This window comes from Streptomyces sp. OR43, assembly GCF_008042275.1.
In the GTDB taxonomy this organism is placed as follows: domain Bacteria; phylum Actinomycetota; class Actinomycetes; order Streptomycetales; family Streptomycetaceae; genus Streptomyces.
Map to the genome: position 1 here is coordinate 3,457,108 of NZ_RDBK01000043.1, position 21,371 is coordinate 3,478,478.

The window sequence follows — 21,371 nt, forward strand, 5'->3', positions numbered from 1 at the left end:
CCGCCTGCCGGGAGCCCCGGCGGGCCCGGGCCGCGGGGCTACCGTCCCACGCGGCCCGGTCCTGCCGGGGTGCGCTGCCGCAGGCGCTCGCCCTGCGGCCCGAACATGACCAGGTATTCGACCGGTCCGCCGGGTCCGGCGTTCGTGACACCGTGGGCGGTACGGGTGTCGAACTCGGCGACGTCCCCGGCGGCCAGGATCAGGTCCTGCTCGCCGAGTGCGAGCCAGAGGCGCCCGTACAGGACGCACACCCACTCGTAGCCGTCGTGGGAGATCTGCCGCGGCCGCCCGGGCGGCTCCTCGACCGGCGGCAGGACGTGCTTGTGCGCGTGCAGACCCCCGACGTACGGGGTCAGCGGCAACACCGCCTTGTCGTCGCCGAAGCGCTGCGACGTGGAGATGCGGGGCCCGGACTCCGGTGCCAGCCCGGCCAGTTCGTCCAGTGAGACGCCGTACTCCTTCGCCAGCCGCAGCAGCACCTCCAGGGTGGGCCCGCGCCGGCCGGTCTCGATGCGCGACAGCGTGCTGAGCGAGATGCCGGTCGCGCGGCCGACACCGGTGAGCGTGGCGCCGCGGTGTTCGCGCGCGGCCCGCAGCCGGGGGCCCATGGCCGCCATCGCGGCGGCAGTCCCGTCGTCCGTCATTCCCGTCACCGTGTCTTCCGGTCGTGCCGCGTCCACCCTCTGTGCTGCAAGTTTGCCAGCACGGCAAGGCTTCTCGCCTCCGGTGGCCGCCGCGCCGCATGATCGGCGGGTAGCCACGTCCGCCCGTGAACCGAGGAGAACCCATGCAGCCCGAGCTGTCCGCAGCCCTTCGCCACCGCACCGTCGAGGCCCCGGCCGGGCGCCTGCACCTGGTCGAGCAGGGGACCGGCCCGCTGGTGCTGCTCGTCCACGGCTTCCCCGAGTCCTGGTACTCCTGGCGGCGCCAGCTCCCGGCCCTCGCCGCGGCCGGATACCGGGCGGTGGCGCTCGACGTGCGCGGCTACGGCCGCTCCTCCAGGCCGGCCGCGGCCGACGCCTACCGCATGCTCGACCTGGCGGAGGACAACGTCGCCGTCGTGCGCGCCCTCGGGGAGGAGAGCGCGGTGGTCGTCGGCCACGACTGGGGCTCCAACATCGCGGCCGCCTCCGCCCTGCTCCACCCGGACGTCTTCCGCGCGGTCGCCCTGCTGAGCGTCCCCTACGCACCTCCCGGCGGCCCGCGCCCCACCGATGTCTTCGGCCACATCGGCGGCCCCGAGCAGGAGTTCTACGTCTCCTGCTTCCAGGAGCCCGGACGCGCGGAGGCGGAGATGGAACCCGACGTGCGGGGCTGGCTCGCGGGCTTCTACGCGGCCCTGTCCGCCGACACCATGCCGGGGGCGGACGAGCCCGATCCGCACTTCGTGGCCCGCGGCGGCGGCCGCCTTCGCGACCGCTTCCCCGCCGGCGTGCTGCCGGCGTGGCTGAGCGAGGACGATCTCGACTTCTACGCGGGGGAGTTCGAGCGCACCGGGATGACCGGCGCCCTCAACCGCTACCGCAACATGGACCGCGACTGGGCGGACCTCGCCCGGTTCGAGGGGGCCCCGGTCAGGCAGCCGTCCCTCTTCATCGGCGGTGCGCTGGACGCATCCACGACGTGGATGGCCGATGCCATCGACGCCTTTCCCACGACCCTCCCCGCGCTGAGCGCCTCCCACCTGCTCGACGGCTGCGGCCACTGGATCCAGCAGGAGCGCCCCGACGAGGTCAACCGCCTGCTGACCGACTGGCTCGGGCAGCTCGCGTGACGGACCGGGCCGGGCGGGGGAGCGCACCGGTCGCCACGTCGGCGGCCCCCGCCCGCCGGAACGGGGGCCGCCGGCGTACGGCAGGGCTCAGGACCCCACGGTCACCGTGAAGCGCCTCGGGTTGCCGTCGTTGGCGGCGCCCGAGACGTCGGGCTCGCCGTCGGGGCGTACGTCGTCGTACGGGAAGGCGTAGCCGATCGGGCTGTTGGCGTGGACGACGCGCGACCAGTGGTTGGTCACCGCGCCCTGGTAGTAGTCCGCCACCGTGGTGCCGTTGGGCTGGTCGGGGTGGCTGAGCATGATCGAGCGGTTGAAGCCCGCCGCCAGCCGGGCCAGCAGGCCCTTCTTGTCGTCGGAGTCCGCCGGGTTGTTGGTGAACGGCCCGTGGTTGCAGGTGAAGATGTCCTTGGACACGGGCTTGGTGAAGGTGTGGCCACCGTTGAACGTGAGGGTGTCGCCGCTGACCCGGCCGGTGAAGACGCCGCGTCCGCCCTGGAGGTCGATCCGCAGATCGGTCGAGCGGTACTTCTCCCAGACCTCGTCGATCTGCGCGGTGAACAGGTCCCGGAACGGCATCTGGTCCGGACGGTCGAAGAACGGGGCCATCAGGTTCTGCGGCGAGATGACCCGCAGGACGCTGCCGTCCGAGCCGCGCGTCACCAGCTGGTCCCACGGCTGGCCGTCGGCGGCGGCCTGCGCGGTGAGACCGTCGGCGATCCTCTGCACGGCACCGTCGGGAAGCGGGGCCACCGTGTGGGTGGCGTCGCCCTCCAGCGTCAGGCCGATGGGCAGCGCCGTCACCAGGTCGACGTAGCTGATGTTCGCGTACAGCTGCTGCGGGTTGAACGTGAACTCGCAGAACGACCAGGTGCGCCCGTAGTTCGCGTCCGTGGACGTGGCGAAGGCCGGCTCGACCAGGGCGGGGCCCGGGTTGAGGTAGAAGTCGAGGGTGTCGTCGCGGACGAAGTAGACCCGGGCGCCGTACATCTGCGGCAGCGTCAGGACGACCGGGGCGCCGCCCGCCGCGTTCAGCGGGATGGCGCAGTCGACCGGGAGCGGGGTCTGCGGGGCGGCGGGGGAGTCGGGGCGGTAGACGCTGCCRTCCGGCCGCAGCAGCACCCAGCGGTCGGTGCCCTGCTCGTGACCGGTGACGTAGGCGTTCACCCGGCCGGGCAGCGAGCGGTTCTCCAGGGCCAGTTCGCACGTCGGGTTCCATCTCCGCCTCCGCGCGTCCGGGCTCCTGGAAGCAGGAGACGTAGAACTCCTGCTCGGGGCCGCCGATGTGGCCGAAGACATCGGTGGGGCGCGGGCCGCCGGGAGGTGCGTAGGGGGGCGGTGCCGTTGAGCGTGACGGCGGTGACCGGGCGGGTGCTGCCGGACAGCTGGGCCCCGGTGGCCCGGTCGGTGTACGTGAGGACGCGCGGGAAGTCGTCGGCGACGGCGACGGCGAGCTGCGCCGATCCGATGACGGGTGCGTCCGCCGGGACGGGCGTCAAGACTTGCGACTGAGAGCGCTCTCAAAAGAAGGAAGTCTTCACAACTCGACGCAGGTGGCCGGTATTTGGCGAGGCGACGGTGAACTCACCGCGTTGCGGTGATCAGGAACTGAACACGGCGGGCGCGATGACCTGCGGACACGGACTTGGACTTACGCGGCACGGTTGTTGGACTGGAGAGGCCCTCGGGGCCGTACGTCGTTGACGGTGTCACGACACGGCGACTACGCAGAGCACATGTCGCCAAGATTTACTTCGGTGGGCGCCGCAGCCGCCGCCTCAGCAGCCGTCCTGGCTCTGGTGGGGACCGCCCTGCCCGCCTCAGCCGCCGCCCCCGCCTCAGCCGCGGCCGAATCCGCCGTCCCGGCGGACGCACCCGTCATCGGATCGGCGCAGCTCGCCGTCGCCGTCGCCGACGACTTCCCGCGCGTCCTCACGTACACCGACCGGGCCACCGGGGCCCAGCTGTCCGGCAGCACCCGCCCGGTCACCGCCGTCACGCTCAACGGCACCGCCCACCCGGTGCGCCTCAAGGGCGCCCCCGCGATCACCGCGTCGGCCGCCCGCTACACGCTCGTCTTCGACGGTCTGCCCGGCGTCGAGATCGACGCCTCGCTCTCCGTCTCCGGCCGCGCCACCACCTTCAAGGTGACCGCCGTCCGCGACACCGAGGCGTTCCGGGTCGGCACGATCGACATCCCCGGCCACGACCTCGTCTCCGTCGCGAGCACCGACAACGGGGCCGCGACGGCCTTCACGAAGCTCGACCCCGACTCGACGAAGACCGCCGACGTCTTCGCGAAGGTCACCGACGCCACCAAGGCCGACGCCGCGCCGGTCGGCGGGACCTACGCGATCGTCAACACCGGCTCGCTCGCCGCCGCCGTCGAGTCCAACTCCTCGTACGACAAGCCCTCCGGCGCCACCGGCGGCGACGACGCCCGCTTCTGGCACCAGGCCCGCAAGGACGCCGACGGCTCCACCCGGGTCGGCGTCTGGTCCGGCCAGTGGACCTACCGCGGCGACGGCGCGCCGAAGCCGGAGAGCGGTGACGACCTGCCCTGGGCGAAGGTCGTCGTCACGCCCGACGCCAACGGCGACAAGGCCGTCGACTGGCAGGACGGCGCCGTCGCCTTCCGCTCCATCGGCGTGGTCGCCCCGGGCAGCGAGGACACCGCGGACCGGGTCATCACCCACATCCCGTTCAACTTCGCCAGCCAGGCCACCCACCCGTTCCTGCGCACGCTCGACGACGTCAAGCGGATCTCGCTGTCCACGGACGGCCTCGGCCAGCTCGCGCTGCTCAAGGGGTACGCCTCCGAGGGCCACGACTCCGCCCACCCCGACTACGGCGGCAACTACAACAAGCGCGCCGGCGGGCTCGGGGACCTCAACGAGCTCCTGAAGGACGGCAGGAAGTGGGGCGCCACCTTCGGCGTCCACGTCAACGCCACCGAGGCGTACCCGGAGGCGAAGGCCTTCGACGAGAACCTCGTCGACAAGTCGAAGCCCGGCTGGAACTGGCTCAACCAGAGCTACTACATCGACCAGCGCCGCGACATCAACAGCGGTGACCTGGCCAAGCGCTTCCAGCAGCTGCGGGACGAGACGGACAGCAACCTCAGCATGCTGTACATCGACGTCTACTACACACACGGCTGGATCGCCGACAAGACGCTCCAGTCCCTCCAGAAGCAGGGCTGGAACGTCTCCAGCGAATGGGCCGACAAGTTCGAGCGCGGCTCGCTCTGGTCGCACTGGGCCAACGACCTGAACTACGGCGGCGCGACCAACAAGGGTCTCAACTCGCAGATCATCAGGTTCATCCGCAACGGCGAGAAGGACGTCTGGAACAACGACCCGGTCCTCGGCCAGAGCGCCATCGACGAGTTCGAGGGCTGGACGGGCGAGACCGACTGGAACGCCTTCTACGACAACATCTGGCAGCGCAACCTGCCCGCGAAGTACCTCCAGCAGCAGAAGATCACCCGCTGGGACGGCAACGACATCACCTTCACCGGCGGGGTGAGCGGCACCGTCGAGGACGGGAAGCGCACCTTCTACGACCACGGCCGCAAGGTGCTCAGCGGCACCGACTACCTGCTCCCGTGGGACGGCGGCAAGAAGCTGTACCACTACAGCAAGTCCGGCGGTACGAGCAGGTGGGCGGTTCCCTCCAAGGGCGCGTACACCGTCTACAAGCTCACCGACAACGGCCGGGTCAAGACCGGCACGGTCCGCCCCGTCGACGGGAGGATCACGCTGACGGCCGAGGCCGGACAGCCGTACGTCCTCTACCCGGACAAGGCGCCGAAGGCCGCCGGCGCCCAGTGGGGCGAGGGCACCCTCGTCGACGACCCCGGCTTCAACGACAGCAAGCTGACCGCCTGGTCGAAGACCGGTACCGCCGTCCGCGACACCGACAGCCAGGGCCGCAACAGCGCGAAGCTGTCCGGCACCGGGAAGGCCGCGCTCTCCCAGACCATCGGCGGACTGAAGCCCGGCACGCGCTACACCGCGTCCGCCCTCATCGAGGTCCAGCCCGGCAAGTCCCGGCACACCACCCTGTCGGCCGGCGGGAAGTCCGTCGCCGTGGACCGCTCCACCGCCAAGGACTACGTCGCCGCGTCCGACTGGCACGGCACCTACTTCCAGCGGGCGAAGGTGAACTTCACCGCCCCGGCCAACGGGCGCGCCACCCTGCGCGTCGAGGCCGCCGGCGGCAGCGCGGCGACCGTCCGCGCCGACGACGTACGCATCGTCGCCAACGCCCCCGCCACCAGGAAGAACACCGTCGTCCACGAGGACTTCGAGGACGTCGACCAGGGCTGGGGCCCCTTCCTCAAGGGCGACGCGGGCGGCTCCACCGACCCCCGCACCAGCGTCTCCCAGCTGCACGCCCCGTACACCCAGGCCGGCTGGAACGGGAAGCTGATCGACGACGTGCTCGGCGGCAAGGAGTCCCTCAAGGCCCACGAGGAGAACACCGGCCTCGTCTACCGGACCGCGCCCTGGACCGTGCCGATGACGGACGGCCACCGCTACCGGGTCGCGTACGACTACCAGTCCAGCCACGCCGGCGCCTACGAATGGGTCGACGGCTACGACCGGATCACCGCGGACGGCGACCCCGATTCCGTCGAGACCCGGACCACCGCGATCGGCGCCCAGCACACCACCGCTCACTTCAGTGAGACCGTCACGGCGGGCTGCGGTGACACCTGGACCGGGCTGCGCAAGCGCGGCGACGCACCCGACGGAGCCGACTTCGTCCTCGACTCCTTCACCGTGACCGACCTGGGCGCGGCCCCCGCCGGCGAGCAGGCCGCCTGCGGCACGCTCGGTCTCGACCCGGCCGCCGAGACCCTGGAGCCGGGCACGGCCAACACCGTGAAGGCGAGCCTCACCAACTACGAGGCCACCGCGGCCACCGACGTCTCGGTCGGCCTCACCCTCCCGGAGGGCTGGAAGGCCGAGCCCGCCGGAGCCGTCACCTTCGACTCCGTCGCGGCCGGGGCGAAGGTCACCGCGAGCTGGCAGGTCACCCCGCCGGTGGACGCCAAGTACCAGACGTACCCGCTGAGTTCCGAGGCCACCTACACGGTCGGCGGTGCGCGGCGGACGCTCGGTGCGCAGACCTCGGTACGGACCCTGCCGCCGCCGCCCACCACGGACAGCTGGGCCAGTGACCTCGACTGGACCGCCACCTCGAACGGCTGGGGACCGGTCGAGCGCGACCTCTCCAACGGCGAGACCGGCACCGGCGACGGCACCGCGCTGACCATCGGCGGCACGGTGTACGCGAAGGGCCTCGGCAGCCACGCGCCGGCGAGCATCCGCTACTACCTGGGCGGCCAGTGCACCTCCTTCACCGCCGAGGTGGGCGTGGACGACGTGCAGAGGAGCGCCGGCAGCGTGCAGTTCTCCGTCAAGGCCGACGGCACCGAGAAGGTGAAGTCGCCGGTCCTCAAGGCAGCCGACACCGCCTGGTCGCTGACGGCGGACGTCACCGGCGCGAAGTACGTCGAGCTGATCGCCGGTGACGGCGGCGACGGCAACGGCAACGACCACGCCGACTGGGGCAACGCCCGCTTCCACTGCGGAAGCTGAACGGCTCCATGCGCGGGAGGGCGGGGCCTCTGGCGGCCCCGCCCTCCCGCGCACCATTCTGTGCAGGCCCCCCCACGCGCCCACCGGAGGTAGCCCCGTGTCACTCCTGCCCGTCTGGTCCCGCCGCACCTTCCTCGCCACCGGCAGCGCCACCGCACTCGGTCTGGCGCTCGCCCCGACGGCCCGCGCGGCGCAGGACGAGTTCGAGACGCTCCGGCTGCGCTGGAACGACCTCTCGCTCGGCACCGGCTACGACCCCGCCACCGAGCCCTACGCCTCCAAGCTGGCGGAGACCGGCACACTCGCCGCGGAGTTCCGGTCCACGATGGCCCCCGCCGCCGACTCCCTCTGGGCCGGGCACACCTTCGACCCGCCGTCCGGCATCACCTGGAGCTACAGCCGGCTGTGGACGATGACCCAGGCGTACGCCCAGCAGGGCACCGGCCACACCGGCGACGAGGGCCTCCTCGCCGACATCCTCCGCGGCCTCGACCACCTCTCCACGACGGTCTACAACCCGTCCACGGCCCGGTACGGCAACTGGTGGGAGTGGCAGATCGGCAGCCCGCGGATGCTCATGGACATCGTCGCCGTCCTGCGCCCCCACCTCGGCGAGGAGCGCGTCGCCGCCGCCTGCGCCGCCGTCGACCACTTCATCCCCGACTCCATGCTCACCGACTACAGCGGCACCTCGACCGGCGCCAACCGCGTCGACCTGTGCCGTTCCGTGGCCCTGCGCGGCATCCTCGGCCGGGATGCCACGAAGACCGCGCTCGCGCGCGACGCCCTGTCGCCCGTCTTCCCGTACGTGACGAAGGGCGACGGCCTCTACGCCGACGGCTCGTTCGTCCAGCACACCTGGGTCGCCTACTCGGGCACGTACGGCCAGGTCATGCTCGACGGCCTCGGCCGGCTCTTCGCCCTGCTGGCCGGCTCCACCTGGGCGGTCACCGACCCCAACCGGCAGATCGTCCTCGACAGCGTCGAGCACGCCTACGCCCCGCTGATCCACGACGGTCTGATGATGGACAGCGTCAACGGCCGCGCCATCAGCCGGGGCCTCCTCAAGAGCGACGAGCTCCGCGTCATGCGCAGCGACCACTTCCACGGCCAGGGGCTGATCGCCGCCGTCGCGCTGCTCGCGGGCGGCGCGTCCGCCGCCGAACGCGACCGGTGGAACGGCATGGTGAAGGGCTGGATCGAACGGGACACCGTCAGCCCGGTCCTCGCCGCCCCGCAGTTCGGCGTCGCCGACCTGTCCAGGCTCCAGGCGGCGGCCGACGCCCCCGTCCCGGCCGCGCCCGAACCCGTCGGGCACACCCTGTTCGCCGCCATGGACCGGGCCGTGCACCGGCGCCCCGGCTGGGTCGCCAACCTCTCCATGTCCTCGGAGCGGATCAGCGCCTACGAGTGCGGCAACGGCGAGAACCCGCGCGGCTGGCACACCGGGGCCGGAATGCTCTACTGGTGGGCCGGACCGGCGGGCGGCGGCCAGTACACCGACTGGTTCTGGCCCACCGTCGACTGGTACCGGCTGCCCGGCACCACCGTCTCCACCAAGCGCCTCGCCGACCGGGCCGGCGGCGAATGGGGTGAGCCGAAGCCCGCCGTGCAGTGGGCCGGCGGCGCCCACGACGACGAGTTCGCCGCGGTCGGACAGCATGTGAAGGGCCTCGGCTCCACCCTGGAGGCACGTAAGTCCTGGTTCTGCGCGGCCGATGCGGTCATCTGCCTCGGCGCCGGCATCACGGCAGCCGACGGGGTCCCCGTCGAGACGGTCGTCGACAACCGCAACCTGGGCCCGGACGGACGGCAGGCCCTCACCGTCGACGACCGCGAACACCCCCGCTGGGCCCATCTGGAGGGCCACGGCGGCTGGGTGCTGCCCGGCGGCGCCGCTCTGCGCACCCTGCGCGAGGCCAGGACCGGCGCCTGGTCCGACATCAACACCACCAGCTCCACCGAACGGCAGACCCGTCACTGGCAGACCCTGTGGCTCGACCACGGAACCGACCCCGCCGACGCCGGCTACCTCTACCTCCTGATGCCCGGCGCCTCCCGGCGCACCGTCGCCGCCCGCGCCGCGGACCGGCACTGGCTGACCGTGCTCGCCAACACGGCCGCCGTGCAGGGCGTCGCCGTGCGCTCGCTCGGGCTGACCGCCGCCAACTTCTGGCAGCCGGGAGCCGCCGGACGGCTCTCCTCGACCGGACCGGCCAGTGTCCTCGTACGCGAGGGCCGGAGCACCGCGGCCGTCCGCGTCAGCGGGCCCGACCGGAGCGGCGCCCCGTTCGACGTGGTCTGGGACCGTCCGGTGCGCGAGGTCGTGTCGGCCGACCCCGGCATCGAGGTCCGCGCCACCGGGCGCCGCCTCGTGCTCCGCGTCGACCCGGGAACGGCCGGCGCCACCCTGGGGTGTGACGTCCGGTAGCCCGTTGGACGGACTGTGCGCGCGGTCTGGGAACCATGCGCGGTGCACGCGTACTCTCGGTGGCTATGGGGGAGTTGAGAGCGGACTGGCGGCTCCGGCTACGCCGCGGCGGAGCGGACGGACCGGTGTGCGGAGCCGGAGTGCTCCTCACCCAGGACCGGATGCTGACCTGCGCCCACGTCGTCGGCGAGGCGGACGCCCGGATGTGGGTGGAGTTCGCCGAGAGCCCCGGCATCCCGCCGGTCGGCGCCCGGGTCGCCCCGGACGGCTGGCTGCCGGGCCTCGACGGTGCCGACCGCGAGGACATCGCCGTGCTCGCCCTGGACAGCCCCCGCCCGCAGGCGGCGCCCGCACCGCTCGGCAGGCGGCTGGAGCGCGGCCGGGAGGTGTGGATCGGCGGCTACGCCCAGGCCTTCGACGACGGGATGTGGCTGAGCGGCCGGATCAGCGGACTGCACGGCGACTGGGTGCAGCTCGACGCCGGGACCCACGCGGAAGCCGTGCGCCCCGGGTTCAGCGGCGCCGCCGTCCAGACCCGGGGCGAGCGGCCGGGGACGGAGGAGGTCGTCGGCCTCGTGGTCAGTTACCTGCACGGTACGGACGCGGCCCCGCCCACCGGACCGGGCCTGGCGTTCTCGTACATGATCCCCGTCGACCGCGTCGCCGCGCTCGTTCCGCTCGTCGCCGAGCTCAGCGGGCCGGACGGCTGGGACCGCGGGCTGGAGCGGCGGCTGCGGCACTGGTTCGCGGGCGGTGAGGAGCCCGCGGTGCGGTTCGGGGTCGTCGCGCGCGGAACCGGCCGCGACCGCGCCCTCCAGCACCAGCTCCACCGGGCCCACCTCGTCTGCCGGGGCGGCGCCACCCGGCGCGAGGAACTCGTCGAGACCCTGGTGGCGCAGCTGCGACCGCCCCGCTACCAGCGCAACGCCTACCGCGACTGGCTGCTGGAGGGCGGCAGGGCCCCGGACCGCTCGGACGGCGGCCGGCCCGCCGGATCGGGGCCCGTCCTCGCCGTGATCGGGCTGGACGAGGACCCTGACCCGGTCGCGCTCGTGTCGCTCCTCGTCCGGGTCAGGACGCTCGGATTCCGGCTGCTCGTCATCTTCCGCCGGGCCGACGGCGCCGGACTGGCCGAGGTGGCCGAGCAGTTGCTGCTGCCCGCGCTGGAGGAGCGGGCCGAGGTGCTGGTGCGCCGGGTCGAGCACATCGAGCGGGAGTGGGCCGGGCTGCGGGGCATGGTGGAATCGGCTTCCCTGGCCCCGCTCCCCGCGGTCGACGCGGCGACCCGCCGCCAACGGCTGCGCGAACTGGGCATGCCGGCCGATCCGCAGGACCGGCTGACGGGACTGAAGCAGCTGTTACGGGAGTTACGTGACGACCTCGACCGGTCGAACGGAGCCGTGCAGCCGGAACAGCGGGATCAGCGGGGCCGGCCCGGGCGTCCGGATCAGCAGGATCGGCCCGCGCCGCCCGGTCTGCCGGGCCAGCGGCCCGGACGCGGACCGGCGGAGCGCCGATGAGGATTCCGTGCCCGCACCGCCGCTTCACCGGCGCACCGTGCGGCGGAGCGGTCGAGGCGACCGGCTACTGCGACACCTGTGGCCGCGAGGAGAGCGCCCCCGGACTGCCGCCGCTGCCCGCAGAACCCGAGCGGTACGGCCCCGCCGGACTGCTCGAACTCCCGCTGCTCGACCCCGGCAGCCCCACCGAGCGCCTCGCCGCCGCCGAGCAGCCGGTCCGCATCGCGATGACGTGCTCCACCGAGGCGTGCCGCACCCCGCTCGTCCCGCCGCACACGGCGGCCCCGCCACCGGACGAGGGGTACTGCCCGCAGTGCGGTGCCCCGTACTCCTACCGGCCCGAGCTGACGAAGGACGGGCCACCGCTCCAGGACCAGTACCGCATCCGCGGTCCCATCGCCCACGGCGGCCAGGGCTGGGTCTATCTGGCGGAGGACACCCACCTGGAGGACTTCGTCGCGGTCAAGGGCCTGCTCAACCGCTACGCGGAACGCGGCGCCGCCCAGGCCGGCGAGGAGCGCCGCAGCCTGGTCGCCATCCGGCACGAACGCATCGTCCAGATCCGCGACTTCGTCAGCACCCGCAACGCGGACGGCACGGTGTCGGGCGGCTACATCGTGATGGAGGACGTCGGCGACCGGACCCTGACGGCCGTCGTCGAGTCGACCCGTCAGGGCGCCTTCGTCCTCGACATCGAGCACGTCATCACCTACGGCTGCCAGATCCTGGAGGCCCTCGCCCATCTGCACGGCATGGGCTTCCTGTACGGGGACATGAAACCGTCCAACGTCATCCACCACCTCGACGGGATCAAGGTCATCGACCTCGGCGGCGTCCGCAAGGCGGGCGCAGTCGACCCGCCGCCCGTCATCACCCCGTGGTTCGCCGCCCCCGAGACGGACGGCACGGGCCCCCTCACCGTCGCCCACGACCTGCACACGGTCGGGGTCACCCTGGCCGAACTGGCCGGCTGGGCCGTCGGCGACGATGTGCCGGGGCTCGGCATCAGCTCGTTCCGGCTGGTGGTGGAACGGGCCACGGCCCACGACCCCGAGCGCCGGTTCGGCTCCGCGGAGGACATGGCGGGCCAGCTGCGCGGAGTGCTGCGCGAGATCCGCGCCCTGCGCGGCAAACGCGACCAGCCCGAACCCTCGGCCTACTTCACCCCGTCCACCGAACTGCTCGGCGCCCGCCTGGGCTCGGTACCGGACTACGCGCACTGGCTGCGCCGCCCGCTGTACGGCCGCCGCGAGACACCCCGGGCGCCCGTGCTCGACTCCGGGCTGCCCACCCCGACCGAGATCGCCCGCAGGCTGCCCGTGCCCCGGCCCTATCCGCGGGACCCGCAGGCCGCCCGGTTCGGGGTCAGCAGCTACGACCCGGGGCAGCCGCTGACCCAGCCGGACCGCGGCGAGCGGTCGGTGGAGATCTGCCTGCACAACGCCCGGCTGCTGCTCGGCCAGGACGGCGACGAGGCGCTTGTCGCTGCCCGGGAGCAGGTCCAGGCCGCAGCCGCGATACCGGGCCCGGGACCCGTCCGGCAGTGGCGGCTCAGCTGGCACTGGGGCCTCGTCGCGCTGCGCAGCGCCGATGCGCTGGACGACCGGCAGCCCATGCTCGAAGCGGCCCTGGAACACTTCTCCGCCGTGCACCGGGCCCTGCCGGGCGAGTACGCGGCCAAGCTGGCGCTGGCGTACTGCGCGGAACAGCTCGGCGACGGCCGGCCGGCCGGGGCGGCTCCCTCCGCGTACGAGCTCTTCCGGGCCGTGCACGCCCGCAACCCCTCGCACGTCGGCGCGGCCCTGGGCCTGGCCCGGCTCGCTCTGGCGCGTGGCGACCGGACCGCGGCGACCGAGGTCCTGGACCTGGTGCCGGACGAGTCGCGGGACCACACCGTCGCCCGGATCGCCGCGCTCCGCATCCGGGCGGCCCGGCTCGCGACGGGGGACCGGCCGCTGCCCGGGGAGGCGGAGATCGACGCCTGCCTGGCCGCCCTCGCGCCGGAGCCGGGCACGCCGTCCCCGGTGGTCACGGGCGACGAGGCGGCCTGGCTGCTGCGGACCGAGCTGTACGAGTGGAAGCTCGACGCCGTCCGCGCCGCGGGCCGGGACCCGCGGCCCCGGGGCGGCCCGCTGCGGATCGGGCTGCCACCCCCGGCCGTTCCCGGGGAGCGGGCGGTACGGGCGGAGCTGGAGCAGTGCTACCGCCGGCTGGCCCGGCAGCGGCGGCTACCGGCCGAGTACGAGCGGCTGATCGACCTCTCCCACGCGGTCCGCCCGCAGACCCGCTTCTGAGGCCGTCACCGAGGGCCTCCGGAGCGAACGCAGGACCTGCCCACCCCGTCCCGTACCCCTGGAGGCAGTTCATGGGCGCCATCGCCCCCTCGTCCGGGCTGGAGTTCACGGTGTCCCTGGACGTCCGGCGCGATCAGCAGCCGCACCACGACACCCGGATCGACGCCCATCTGCGGGTCAAGGCCGCCGGCACCGGCCCCCACGACGAGGTTCCCGCCGTCGAACTCGCCGTCGTCATCGCGCTGGACGTCGCCGCCGGGCGCCGGGAATCCGCGGCGGCGGCCCTCGCCGCCACGTTGCGGGCCCTGCCCGACGGGGTCTCCTTCGCCGTCCTGGGAGGCGCCGACGCGAGCGGGGAGCCGTCCCGCTGCTACCCGCTGCGCGGCCGGTGGGCGCTGGCCGACACGATGGAGAAGCGCCGCGCCGCGTTCAGCGCGGGCCGGATCGTCCCGGCGGCGGACGACCGGCCGCCGCCCGGCTATCCGGCCTGGCTCGCCGCCGCCCGCGCACTGTTCGCCACCCGCTCGCTGCCCCTGCGGCATCTGCTGCTGATCACCGACGGCAGCGGCGGGGACCCGGCGGACGACGCCGGGACCGACAGGGGCGGGAGCGCCCTCCGGGAGGAACTCGCCACCTGTGACGGCGCGTTCACCGCGGACGTGCTGGCGGTCGGCGGCGACTGGGACCCCGCGCCGCTGCTCGCCGTCGTCGAGCGCCTGCACGGCACCGCCGAACACGCCCCCGACCGGTTCGCCCCCGCGGCCACCGGTGCACTGCGACGGCTGCGCCGGGTCCGCAGCCCCGAACTGCCGGTCGTGGTGACCGCGCGTCCGGCGGTGCGCGCGGTCGAACTGACCGAGACGGCCCCCCGCCAGCAACGGCTCGCCCCCGCCCCGGGGCAGGAGGAGCCGCTCCGGGTCCGCTTCCCCACCCACCAGTGGGAGCCGGGCACCCGCGACTACCTCCTCACCGTGCACGCCGACGCGAGCACCGACCCGCTCGGCGTCCTGCTGCAACTGGCCACCGTCTCCGTCGGCGACGCCACCGCCCCCCTGCTGGTCCGCTGGCTGCCGCCGGGAGTCGCCGTGGGCGCGGGGGCCACCGGCGGCGGGGGCGGCACGCTCCAGGCGATGAACGCCGCCACCCAGATGCGGACCGCCCTCAACCGCGGATACGCCGCACTCGACCCGATGAGCCGCGACGAGGCCGAGCAGCAGTTCGGCCTCGCGGTCCGGCTCGCCACCGAGATCGGCGCCGACTGGGTCCTCCAGGACGTGCGCGAGGTGGCCGACATCCTCGACGGCCCGCGCGGACTGGTCAGGGTCGGCCCGACCGTCGACCGCGGGACCGTACGCCGGGGACAGCTGCACGTCGCCTCGGGCCACGGGCTGGAACTGCCGGGCCACACCACGGGGAAGCCGGTGAAGTGCCCGCACTGCCGCCATCTCGCCGGGCCCCGCGCCCGGTTCTGCATCGCCTGTGGAAGGAGCCTGTGATGCCCTCGCCCACCCGGTGGACGCACGCCTTCCGGACCCGCCGCCGCACCCGCTCACGCACCAGGCGGCTGCTGGAACGGCACTTGGTCGTCATGGTGGTGACCGCGCTCGTCTCGATGACCGCTCTGCTCGTCTCCTACCGCGAGGTGCAGAACGCCGCGGGCGAGATGCGCACCCGGGGCGCCCCCGCCGTCCAGGGGGCCGCCGCCACCCAACTCGCCCTGCTGCGCGCCCACCAGGAGGCGAAGAGCTCGCTCGAGAACGGGATCGACGAGGTGGTCGGCGCCGGGGCGCGGTACGAGACTCAGCTGGCGGCCGCGGACCAGGGCCTGTCCCGGCTCTCCGACGTACAGATCGACGGGGAGCGCGGCCGCGGCGTCCTCAAGACGGTCAAGGGCCTGCTGACCTCGTACAGCAGCTCCATCACGCCCGGCGCCGTCAAGTACGTGCACGACGAGCGGATGCAGCAGGAGAAGTTCACGGAGGCCGGAACCATCCTCGACCGGCCGGGCACCGGGGTCGTGCCGCGCCTGGACGTCCTCCAGGAGCACCAGATGCGGCGCGTGGACCGGGTCAGCTCGCTGGGCGCCCTCCAGCAGACCGGCTGGACGGTCGCCGAACTCGGCCTGCTGGTCCTTGCCCTGACCTGCCTCAGCGCCCTGTGGGTGCTGCGCACCCGCTGCGGCCGCAGCCAGGACCCCTGGCTGCTGGCGGCCCTGCTCGTGACCGTCGCGCTCGCCGTCGTTCCCCTGTGGGCCACCGCCCACACCCAGGAACGGCTGGACACCGCCCGCCACCGGCTTGTCGCCATCGAGCGGCGGGCCCACGACCACGCGGACCTGGCCGCCTCCCAGACGCACGTCACCGACAACTCCACCGCCCTGCGCGGCCGGCTGGCCGCGCGGAGCTGGCAGAGCTGGACGTACTACGGGGCACTGGGCGGCGGCGCCCTGATCGTCCTGCTGCCCGCCATCGGCATCGTCCGGCGCCTGAACGCCGACTACTGGAGGGCCGGATGATCCCGCACCCCCGCGCGCTCCTGCTCGTCCTGGCCCTCTTCATGACGGCGGCCGGCTGCGGACTCGCCGCCCCCGGCGGCAGCGACGAGGAACCGAAGGTGACGATCCTCGGGCCGTGGACCGACGACCAGGAGCAGCGGTTCAAGGACGTCCTGGACGGGTTCGGGATCCCGTACACGTATCAGGGCACCGCCGCGACCCGTGAGGTGCTGCTCGCGGAGGTCCAGGCCGGCGACCCGCCCGACATCGCGATCCTGCCGGGCGTCGGCGAACTCGTCGAGTACGCGGACGAGGGCCGGCTGCGCTCCCTGAAGGGGCTGTACGACCCCGAGGAGTACGGCAACCCGTGGCGGCCCGGGGCCCAGGGCGTCAAAGGTGATCTGTGGGTACCGCTCAAGGCCGACCTCAAGTCCATCGTCTGGTACCGCGACGGCGACGCCCCGGAGCCCCGCCCCGCACCGCTGGCCTCGTGGTGCGTCGGCATGGGCGACGACGGGGCGTCCGGCTGGCCCGGCAGCGACTGGATCGAGGACCTCATCCTCCAGCGCGCGGGCCCGGTCCTGTACGCGCGCTGGGCGACCGGGGACCTGGAGTGGACCGACGACCGCGTGGTCGCCGCCTGGACCACCTGGGCCGGGATGCTCGCCCAGGACCCGGACCGGGCCGGCGCCATGCTGCCCGCCGACCACCGCGGAACGGCCGGGGGACACGGGCTCCTCTTCGGCGGCGGCTGCGACCTGGAGCACCAGGGCTCCTTCGCCCGCGCCTTCTACGGCGACCACAAGGACCGGGCCGCCTTCGCGGACTCGGCGCCGCTGCTGCCGGGCGGCCCGTACACGGTGAAGGCCCATGAGGTGTCGGCGGACTTCGCGGCGCTCTTCGGCCGGAGCGGCCCGGCCCGCGAGATGATCCGGCGGCTCGCCTCCCGGGACGCCCAGGAGGAGTGGGGCCGCACGGGCGGGGTGTTCTCGGCGAACGCCGCGGTCCCGCCCAGGACGGGTACGGTCGACCGGCAGGTGAGCCGGCGCTTCACGGACCAGCGGGTGCCGCTCTGCCTGGACGCGTCGGACGTCATGCCGGCGGCGGTGCGGGACGCGTTCTACGAGGCCGTGCTGCTCACGATGGCGCACCCCGCGGAGCCGGTACGGTCGAGGCTGGCGGACATCCAGAAGGTCCAGGACGCCCAGGCCCGGGACACCCGCAGGCTGACCGGGGTGTGCGGCAGACCACAGTGAACCTTTGTGGAACATCAACAAACGAAGACCGGTACGGGCTGGCACTTCGCCTGCATGGCCCAAGGCTTCTGTCAGGCTCCACCAGGAAACCGGGCAGGAGACTGTACGGAGTCGACGGCAGGGTTTTCCCGCTCGGGTTCGTAGGGTCGGTACATGACCGTTGTGGACGAAACCCAGGGTGAGCCGAGCGATACCCGTGGCCGCGTGGCGGAACTGCTGGCACTGCGTGAGCAGGCCCGGCGCGGACCGAGTGACCGGGCGACCGAGGCGCAGCACGCCAAGGGCAAGCTGACGGCGCGCGAGCGCATCGAGCTGCTCGTGGACCCGGGTTCGTTCAAGGAGGTCGAGCAGCTGCGCCGGCACCGGGCGACCGGTTTCGGCCTGGAGGCGAAGAAGCCCTACACCGACGGGGTCATCACCGGCTGGGGCACGGTCGACGGCCGCACGGTCTTCGTCTACGCACACGACTTCCGGATCTTCGGCGGCGCGCTGGGCGAGGCCCACGCCACGAAGATCCACAAGATCATGGACATGGCCATCTCGGCCGGTGCCCCGCTGGTCTCGCTCAACGACGGCGCGGGCGCCCGTATCCAGGAAGGCGTCTCCGCCCTCGCCGGTTACGGCGGCATCTTCCAGCGCAACACCCGGGCGTCCGGTGTCATCCCGCAGATCAGCGTGATGCTCGGCCCGTGCGCGGGCGGCGCGGCCTACAGCCCCGCCCTCACGGACTTCGTCTTCATGGTCCGTGAGACCTCGCAGATGTTCATCACCGGTCCGGACGTCGTCAAGGCGGTCACCGGCGAGGAGATCACCCAGAACGGCCTCGGCGGCGCCGATGTGCACGCCGAGACCTCGGGCGTCGCGCACTTCGCGTACGACGACGAGGAGACCTGCATCGCCGAGGTCCGCTACCTGATCGGGATGCTGCCCTCGAACAACCGCGAGAACCCGCCCGTCGTGGAGAGCGACGACCCGGCCGACCGGCGCGGCGACGTCCTGCTGGACCTGGTCCCGGCCGACGGCAACCGCCCGTACGACATGCACAAGGTCATCGAGGAGCTCGTCGACGACGGCGACTACCTGGAGATCCACGAGCGCTGGGCCCGCAACATCATCTGCGCGCTGGCCCGCCTGGACGGCAAGGTCGTCGGCATCGTCGCCAACCAGCCGCAGTCGCTCGCCGGCGTCCTGGACATCGAGGCGAGCGAGAAGGCCGCCCGCTTCGTCCAGATGTGCGACGCGTTCAACATCCCCATCGTCACTCTGCTGGACGTACCCGGCTTCCTGCCCGGCGTCGATCAGGAGCACGGTGGAATCATCCGGCACGGCGCGAAGCTGCTCTACGCCTACTGCAACGCGACGGTGCCGAGGATCTCACTGATCCTCCGCAAGGCCTACGGCGGTGCGTACATCGTCATGGACAGCCAGTCCATCGGCGCGGACCTCACCTACGCATGGCCGACCAACGAGATCGCGGTGATGGGCGCCGAAGGTGCCGCCAACGTCATCTTCCGCCGGCAGATCGCCGACGCCGAGGACCCGGAGGCCATGCGGACCCGCATGGTCAAGGAGTACAAGGCCGAACTGATGCACCCGTACTACGCCGCCGAGCGCGGCCTGGTCGACGACGTCATCGACCCTGCCGAGACCCGCGAGGTCCTGATCGCCTCGCTGGCGATGCTCCGCTCCAAGCACGCCGACCTGCCGTCCCGCAAGCACGGCAACCCCCCGCAGTAGTCCGCGGCCCCGCAGCAACCCTGCAAGGCCCCCGCGAAGACCTGCCGAACAGACGGAGAGACACACATGAGCACTGCCACCGAGTCCGTGCTGCGCGTCGAGAAGGGTCTGGCCGACCCCGAGGAGCTGGCCGCCATAACGGCTGTCCTGCTCGCCCGCGCCGCCTCCCAGCCCGCCGACGCCCCGGCCCGCCTCGGCCGCAACACCGCGGGCTGGCGCCGCCTGGAGCGCACCCCGGGCTTCCGCGCCCCGCACAGCTGGCAGGGCTGAGAACGGCCGGGCAGACGGCCCGCAGCACGCGAGAGGCCCCGCATTCCCGAAGGAATGCGGGGCCTTCCTGTCGAGCAGCAGCGACACGCCCTAAGGGCTTGCAGAAGAGTAAGTTGCGTGTTTCCAGCCCTGACACCACAGTTCAGGCCGCGTGTTCGACAGCAGGTTGATTCCCTGCAAGCCCTTAGCCGCAGTGCACGTTGTTGAGCTTCCGCGTAAAGGTCACCCCAGGCACGGTAGCGCTGCCGGGGAACGACAGGCTGCCTTGGGCGTCGATGCAGTCTCCGGGGGCAGAGACGTAGACCGGACCGGCATAGTAGGTGTAATCGCCCAGGTCGTAGTCCGCGCTGGTGCCGTTCGCCTTGCTGATGTGGACCCACATCTCAGTGGTCTCACCCTGATTCTCGCTCGTCGGGTAGACGACAGCACAGTTCTTTCCCGTGCCCGAGCTGTAGTAGATGTCCAAATACCCCGCGGCGCCCGATCCGTAGATGGGGTCCACGGAGTAATGCCCCACGCGGGAGTATCCGGATCCGCATGCGGCGGAAGGGCTGGCCGCGCTCGCCGAAGGGGCGAGAACCAACATGGCCGCTGTGGTGGCGAACAGCGTCGACATGACAGTAAGAACATTCCGGAACCGCATGGTGCCCCTTTTCGGTGGTGCCGATTGACTGGTCGTGATCATGCCAGAAGAATCGGCGTCCCGACCCGCCAACGCATGGCTGTGGCCCCGCACCTGCGAGGTGCGGGGCCACAGCCGCCATGGCAGGGGAAGAGCCGGGGGCCTCAGCGCAGGCGCGCCATCAGAGCATGCTCCACCAGAGTGATCAGCGCACTCTTGGCGTCGGAACGATGCCGCGCATCCGTCGTGAGAATCGGCGTGTCCGGCCCGATCTGGAGCGCTTCGCGGACCTCGTCCGGGGTGTAGGGCTGGTGTCCGTCGAAGCCGTTGAGGGCGATGACGAACGGCAGTCCGCTGTTCTCGAAGTAGTCGACCGCGGGGAAGCAGTCGGCGAGGCGGCGGGTGTCGACCAGGACGACGGCGCCGATGGCGCCCCGTACGAGGTCGTCCCACATGAACCAGAAGCGGTCCTGTCCGGGCGTACCGAAGAGGTACAGGATCAGGTCCTGGTCCAGGGTGATGCGGCCGAAGTCCATGGCCACCGTCGTGGTGGTCTTGTCCCCGGTGTGGGTCAAGTCGTCGATGCCCGCCGAGGCGGACGTCATCACGGCTTCGGTACGCAGCGGATTGATCTCCGAAACGGCACCGACAAACGTGGTCTTACCCACGCCGAAGCCCCCTGCCACCACGATCTTCGCCGAGGTAGTGGAGCGGGCCGCTCCGCCGCTAGAGCTTGCGAAGTCCACTGAGCACCCTTTCGAGCAGTGTCACATCTGGCTGGCCGCCGGCGGACTCGTCGCCGCCGGGCTGGTGGATAGCGACGAGTCCGGCCTCAGCCAGGTCGGCTACGAGGATCCGGGCAACGCCGAGCGGGATCGAGAGCAAGGCCGAGATCTCGGCCACCGACTTGATCTCGATGCACAGCCGGCAGATCCGCTGGTGCTCGGGCAACTGCCCTTGCAGCCGGGACGGATCAGCCGTAGTACTGACCAACGCCTCAATGGCGAGTTGGTAGCGCGGTCGGGTCCGTCCACCTGTCATGGCGTACGGACGCACGAGCGGATTGTGCGCCGCGGGCGCGGCCGGCTCGGGGGCCCGCCGCGGCTGCACCGGCTGAATGCGGGGCTGCTGGGGGGAGTCGTACCGGTGCGGGCGCTGCGGCCGGTGGGGCTGCTGCGGCTGCTGCGGCCAGTCGGAGCCCTGGACGTGCTGGGGCTGCTGCGGCTGCCGGTATGGCTGATAAGGCTGCTGCGCGCCCTGTCTGCCGGGTGCGGAGGGGAAGCCGAAACCATTGTCCCCGTGCTCACCCGGAGTGTGCTGGCCACCGTTGAACTGGTGCCCGCCTGGGGGTGTACCCACGATTCCTC

General features: G+C 72.5%; 15 protein-coding genes and 1 pseudogene. 10 read left to right on the plus strand and 6 right to left on the minus strand.

Going from position 1 to position 21,371, the window contains the following annotated elements:
- Positions 1-38: 38 nt before the first annotated feature.
- Positions 39-644: a helix-turn-helix domain-containing protein gene (locus EAO72_RS34725; protein WP_148021017.1), complete on the minus strand. Its 606-nt coding sequence runs from the start codon at positions 642-644 to the stop codon at positions 39-41.
- Between the two features lie 143 nt (positions 645-787).
- Between EAO72_RS34725 and EAO72_RS34730 the strand changes: the two genes are divergently transcribed.
- Positions 788-1,774 (plus strand): alpha/beta hydrolase, encoded by a 987-nt coding sequence (locus EAO72_RS34730; protein ID WP_148021018.1) that lies wholly within the window; start codon positions 788-790, stop codon positions 1,772-1,774.
- Between the two features lie 87 nt (positions 1,775-1,861).
- On the opposite strand, the gene EAO72_RS34735 is transcribed toward EAO72_RS34730, so the two are convergent.
- Positions 1,862-3,070 carry a glycoside hydrolase family 64 protein gene (locus tag EAO72_RS34735; protein WP_148021019.1) on the minus strand — a complete coding sequence of 403 codons (1,209 nt, stop codon included), beginning with the start codon at positions 3,068-3,070 and terminating at the stop codon, positions 1,862-1,864.
- Positions 3,071-3,081: 11 nt separating this feature from the next.
- Positions 3,082-3,258, minus strand: a pseudogene (locus EAO72_RS44200) (hypothetical protein); the annotation flags it as partial.
- A gap of 249 nt (positions 3,259-3,507) precedes the next feature.
- Between EAO72_RS44200 and EAO72_RS34740 the strand changes: the two are divergent.
- The 9 genes from EAO72_RS34740 to EAO72_RS34780 all read left to right on the plus strand — a co-directional run bounded on the left by EAO72_RS34740 (position 3,508) and on the right by EAO72_RS34780 (position 19,382).
- Positions 3,508-7,380, plus strand: a complete 3,873-nt coding sequence (locus EAO72_RS34740; protein WP_148021020.1) for an endo-alpha-N-acetylgalactosaminidase family protein — start codon at positions 3,508-3,510, stop codon at positions 7,378-7,380.
- A gap of 106 nt (positions 7,381-7,486) precedes the next feature.
- Positions 7,487-9,811, plus strand: coding sequence for a polysaccharide lyase 8 family protein (locus tag EAO72_RS34745; RefSeq protein WP_148022206.1), 2,325 nt, complete (start codon positions 7,487-7,489; stop codon positions 9,809-9,811).
- A 65-nt stretch (positions 9,812-9,876) separates the two neighbouring features.
- Positions 9,877-11,331, plus strand: coding sequence for a S1 family peptidase (locus EAO72_RS34750; protein ID WP_187285311.1), 1,455 nt, complete (start codon positions 9,877-9,879; stop codon positions 11,329-11,331).
- Entirely contained in the window at positions 11,328-13,625 is a 2,298-nt protein-coding gene (locus EAO72_RS34755; protein WP_148021021.1) for a tetratricopeptide repeat protein, read from the plus strand. Before EAO72_RS34750 ends, EAO72_RS34755 begins: the two co-directional genes overlap by 4 nt.
- Before the next feature lie 71 nt (positions 13,626-13,696).
- A complete protein-coding gene (locus EAO72_RS34760; RefSeq protein WP_148021022.1) occupies positions 13,697-15,121 on the plus strand; it encodes a hypothetical protein in 1,425 nt (474 codons plus the stop codon).
- Entirely contained in the window at positions 15,121-16,140 is a 1,020-nt protein-coding gene (locus EAO72_RS34765) for a hypothetical protein (protein ID WP_261991729.1), read from the plus strand. The genes EAO72_RS34760 and EAO72_RS34765 overlap by 1 nt, the downstream gene beginning before the upstream one ends.
- Entirely contained in the window at positions 16,137-17,375 is a 1,239-nt protein-coding gene (locus tag EAO72_RS34770; protein ID WP_148021024.1) for a carbohydrate ABC transporter substrate-binding protein, read from the plus strand. Before EAO72_RS34765 ends, EAO72_RS34770 begins: the two co-directional genes overlap by 4 nt.
- Positions 17,376-17,528: 153 nt before the next feature.
- Positions 17,529-19,112, plus strand: coding sequence for an acyl-CoA carboxylase subunit beta (locus EAO72_RS34775; protein ID WP_148021025.1), 1,584 nt, complete (start codon positions 17,529-17,531; stop codon positions 19,110-19,112).
- A gap of 66 nt (positions 19,113-19,178) precedes the next feature.
- Positions 19,179-19,382 carry an acyl-CoA carboxylase subunit epsilon gene (locus tag EAO72_RS34780; protein WP_148021026.1) on the plus strand — a complete coding sequence of 68 codons (204 nt, stop codon included), beginning with the start codon at positions 19,179-19,181 and terminating at the stop codon, positions 19,380-19,382.
- Between the two features lie 184 nt (positions 19,383-19,566).
- Here EAO72_RS34780 and EAO72_RS34785 read toward each other — a convergent pair whose 3' ends face one another.
- From EAO72_RS34785 to EAO72_RS34795, 3 genes are all read right to left on the minus strand, one after another.
- The gene (locus tag EAO72_RS34785; protein ID WP_148021027.1) at positions 19,567-19,998 is read right to left on the minus strand and encodes a spore-associated protein A; all 432 of its coding nucleotides are present in this window, start codon (positions 19,996-19,998) and stop codon (positions 19,567-19,569) included.
- 170 nt (positions 19,999-20,168) lie between these two features.
- Positions 20,169-20,750, minus strand: a complete 582-nt coding sequence (locus EAO72_RS34790; protein ID WP_148021028.1) for a GTP-binding protein — start codon at positions 20,748-20,750, stop codon at positions 20,169-20,171.
- Positions 20,731-21,363 (minus strand): DUF742 domain-containing protein, encoded by a 633-nt coding sequence (locus EAO72_RS34795; protein ID WP_148021029.1) that lies wholly within the window; start codon positions 21,361-21,363, stop codon positions 20,731-20,733. The genes EAO72_RS34790 and EAO72_RS34795 overlap by 20 nt, the downstream gene beginning before the upstream one ends.
- Between the last annotated feature and the right edge of the window lie 8 nt (positions 21,364-21,371).

Coding starts and splice junctions, on each gene's coding strand:
- EAO72_RS34725 (WP_148021017.1), bottom strand. CDS start 644: ATGACGGACGACGGGACTGCCGCCGCGATGGCGGCCATGGGCCCCCGG.
- EAO72_RS34730 (WP_148021018.1), top strand. CDS start 788: ATGCAGCCCGAGCTGTCCGCAGCCCTTCGCCACCGCACCGTCGAGGCC.
- EAO72_RS34740 (WP_148021020.1), top strand. CDS start 3,508: ATGTCGCCAAGATTTACTTCGGTGGGCGCCGCAGCCGCCGCCTCAGCA.
- EAO72_RS34750 (WP_187285311.1), top strand. CDS start 9,877: ATGGGGGAGTTGAGAGCGGACTGGCGGCTCCGGCTACGCCGCGGCGGA.
- EAO72_RS34755 (WP_148021021.1), top strand. CDS start 11,328: ATGAGGATTCCGTGCCCGCACCGCCGCTTCACCGGCGCACCGTGCGGC.
- EAO72_RS34760 (WP_148021022.1), top strand. CDS start 13,697: ATGGGCGCCATCGCCCCCTCGTCCGGGCTGGAGTTCACGGTGTCCCTG.
- EAO72_RS34765 (WP_261991729.1), top strand. CDS start 15,121: ATGCCCTCGCCCACCCGGTGGACGCACGCCTTCCGGACCCGCCGCCGC.
- EAO72_RS34770 (WP_148021024.1), top strand. CDS start 16,137: ATGATCCCGCACCCCCGCGCGCTCCTGCTCGTCCTGGCCCTCTTCATG.
- EAO72_RS34775 (WP_148021025.1), top strand. CDS start 17,529: ATGACCGTTGTGGACGAAACCCAGGGTGAGCCGAGCGATACCCGTGGC.
- EAO72_RS34780 (WP_148021026.1), top strand. CDS start 19,179: ATGAGCACTGCCACCGAGTCCGTGCTGCGCGTCGAGAAGGGTCTGGCC.
- EAO72_RS34785 (WP_148021027.1), bottom strand. CDS start 19,998: ATGTCGACGCTGTTCGCCACCACAGCGGCCATGTTGGTTCTCGCCCCT.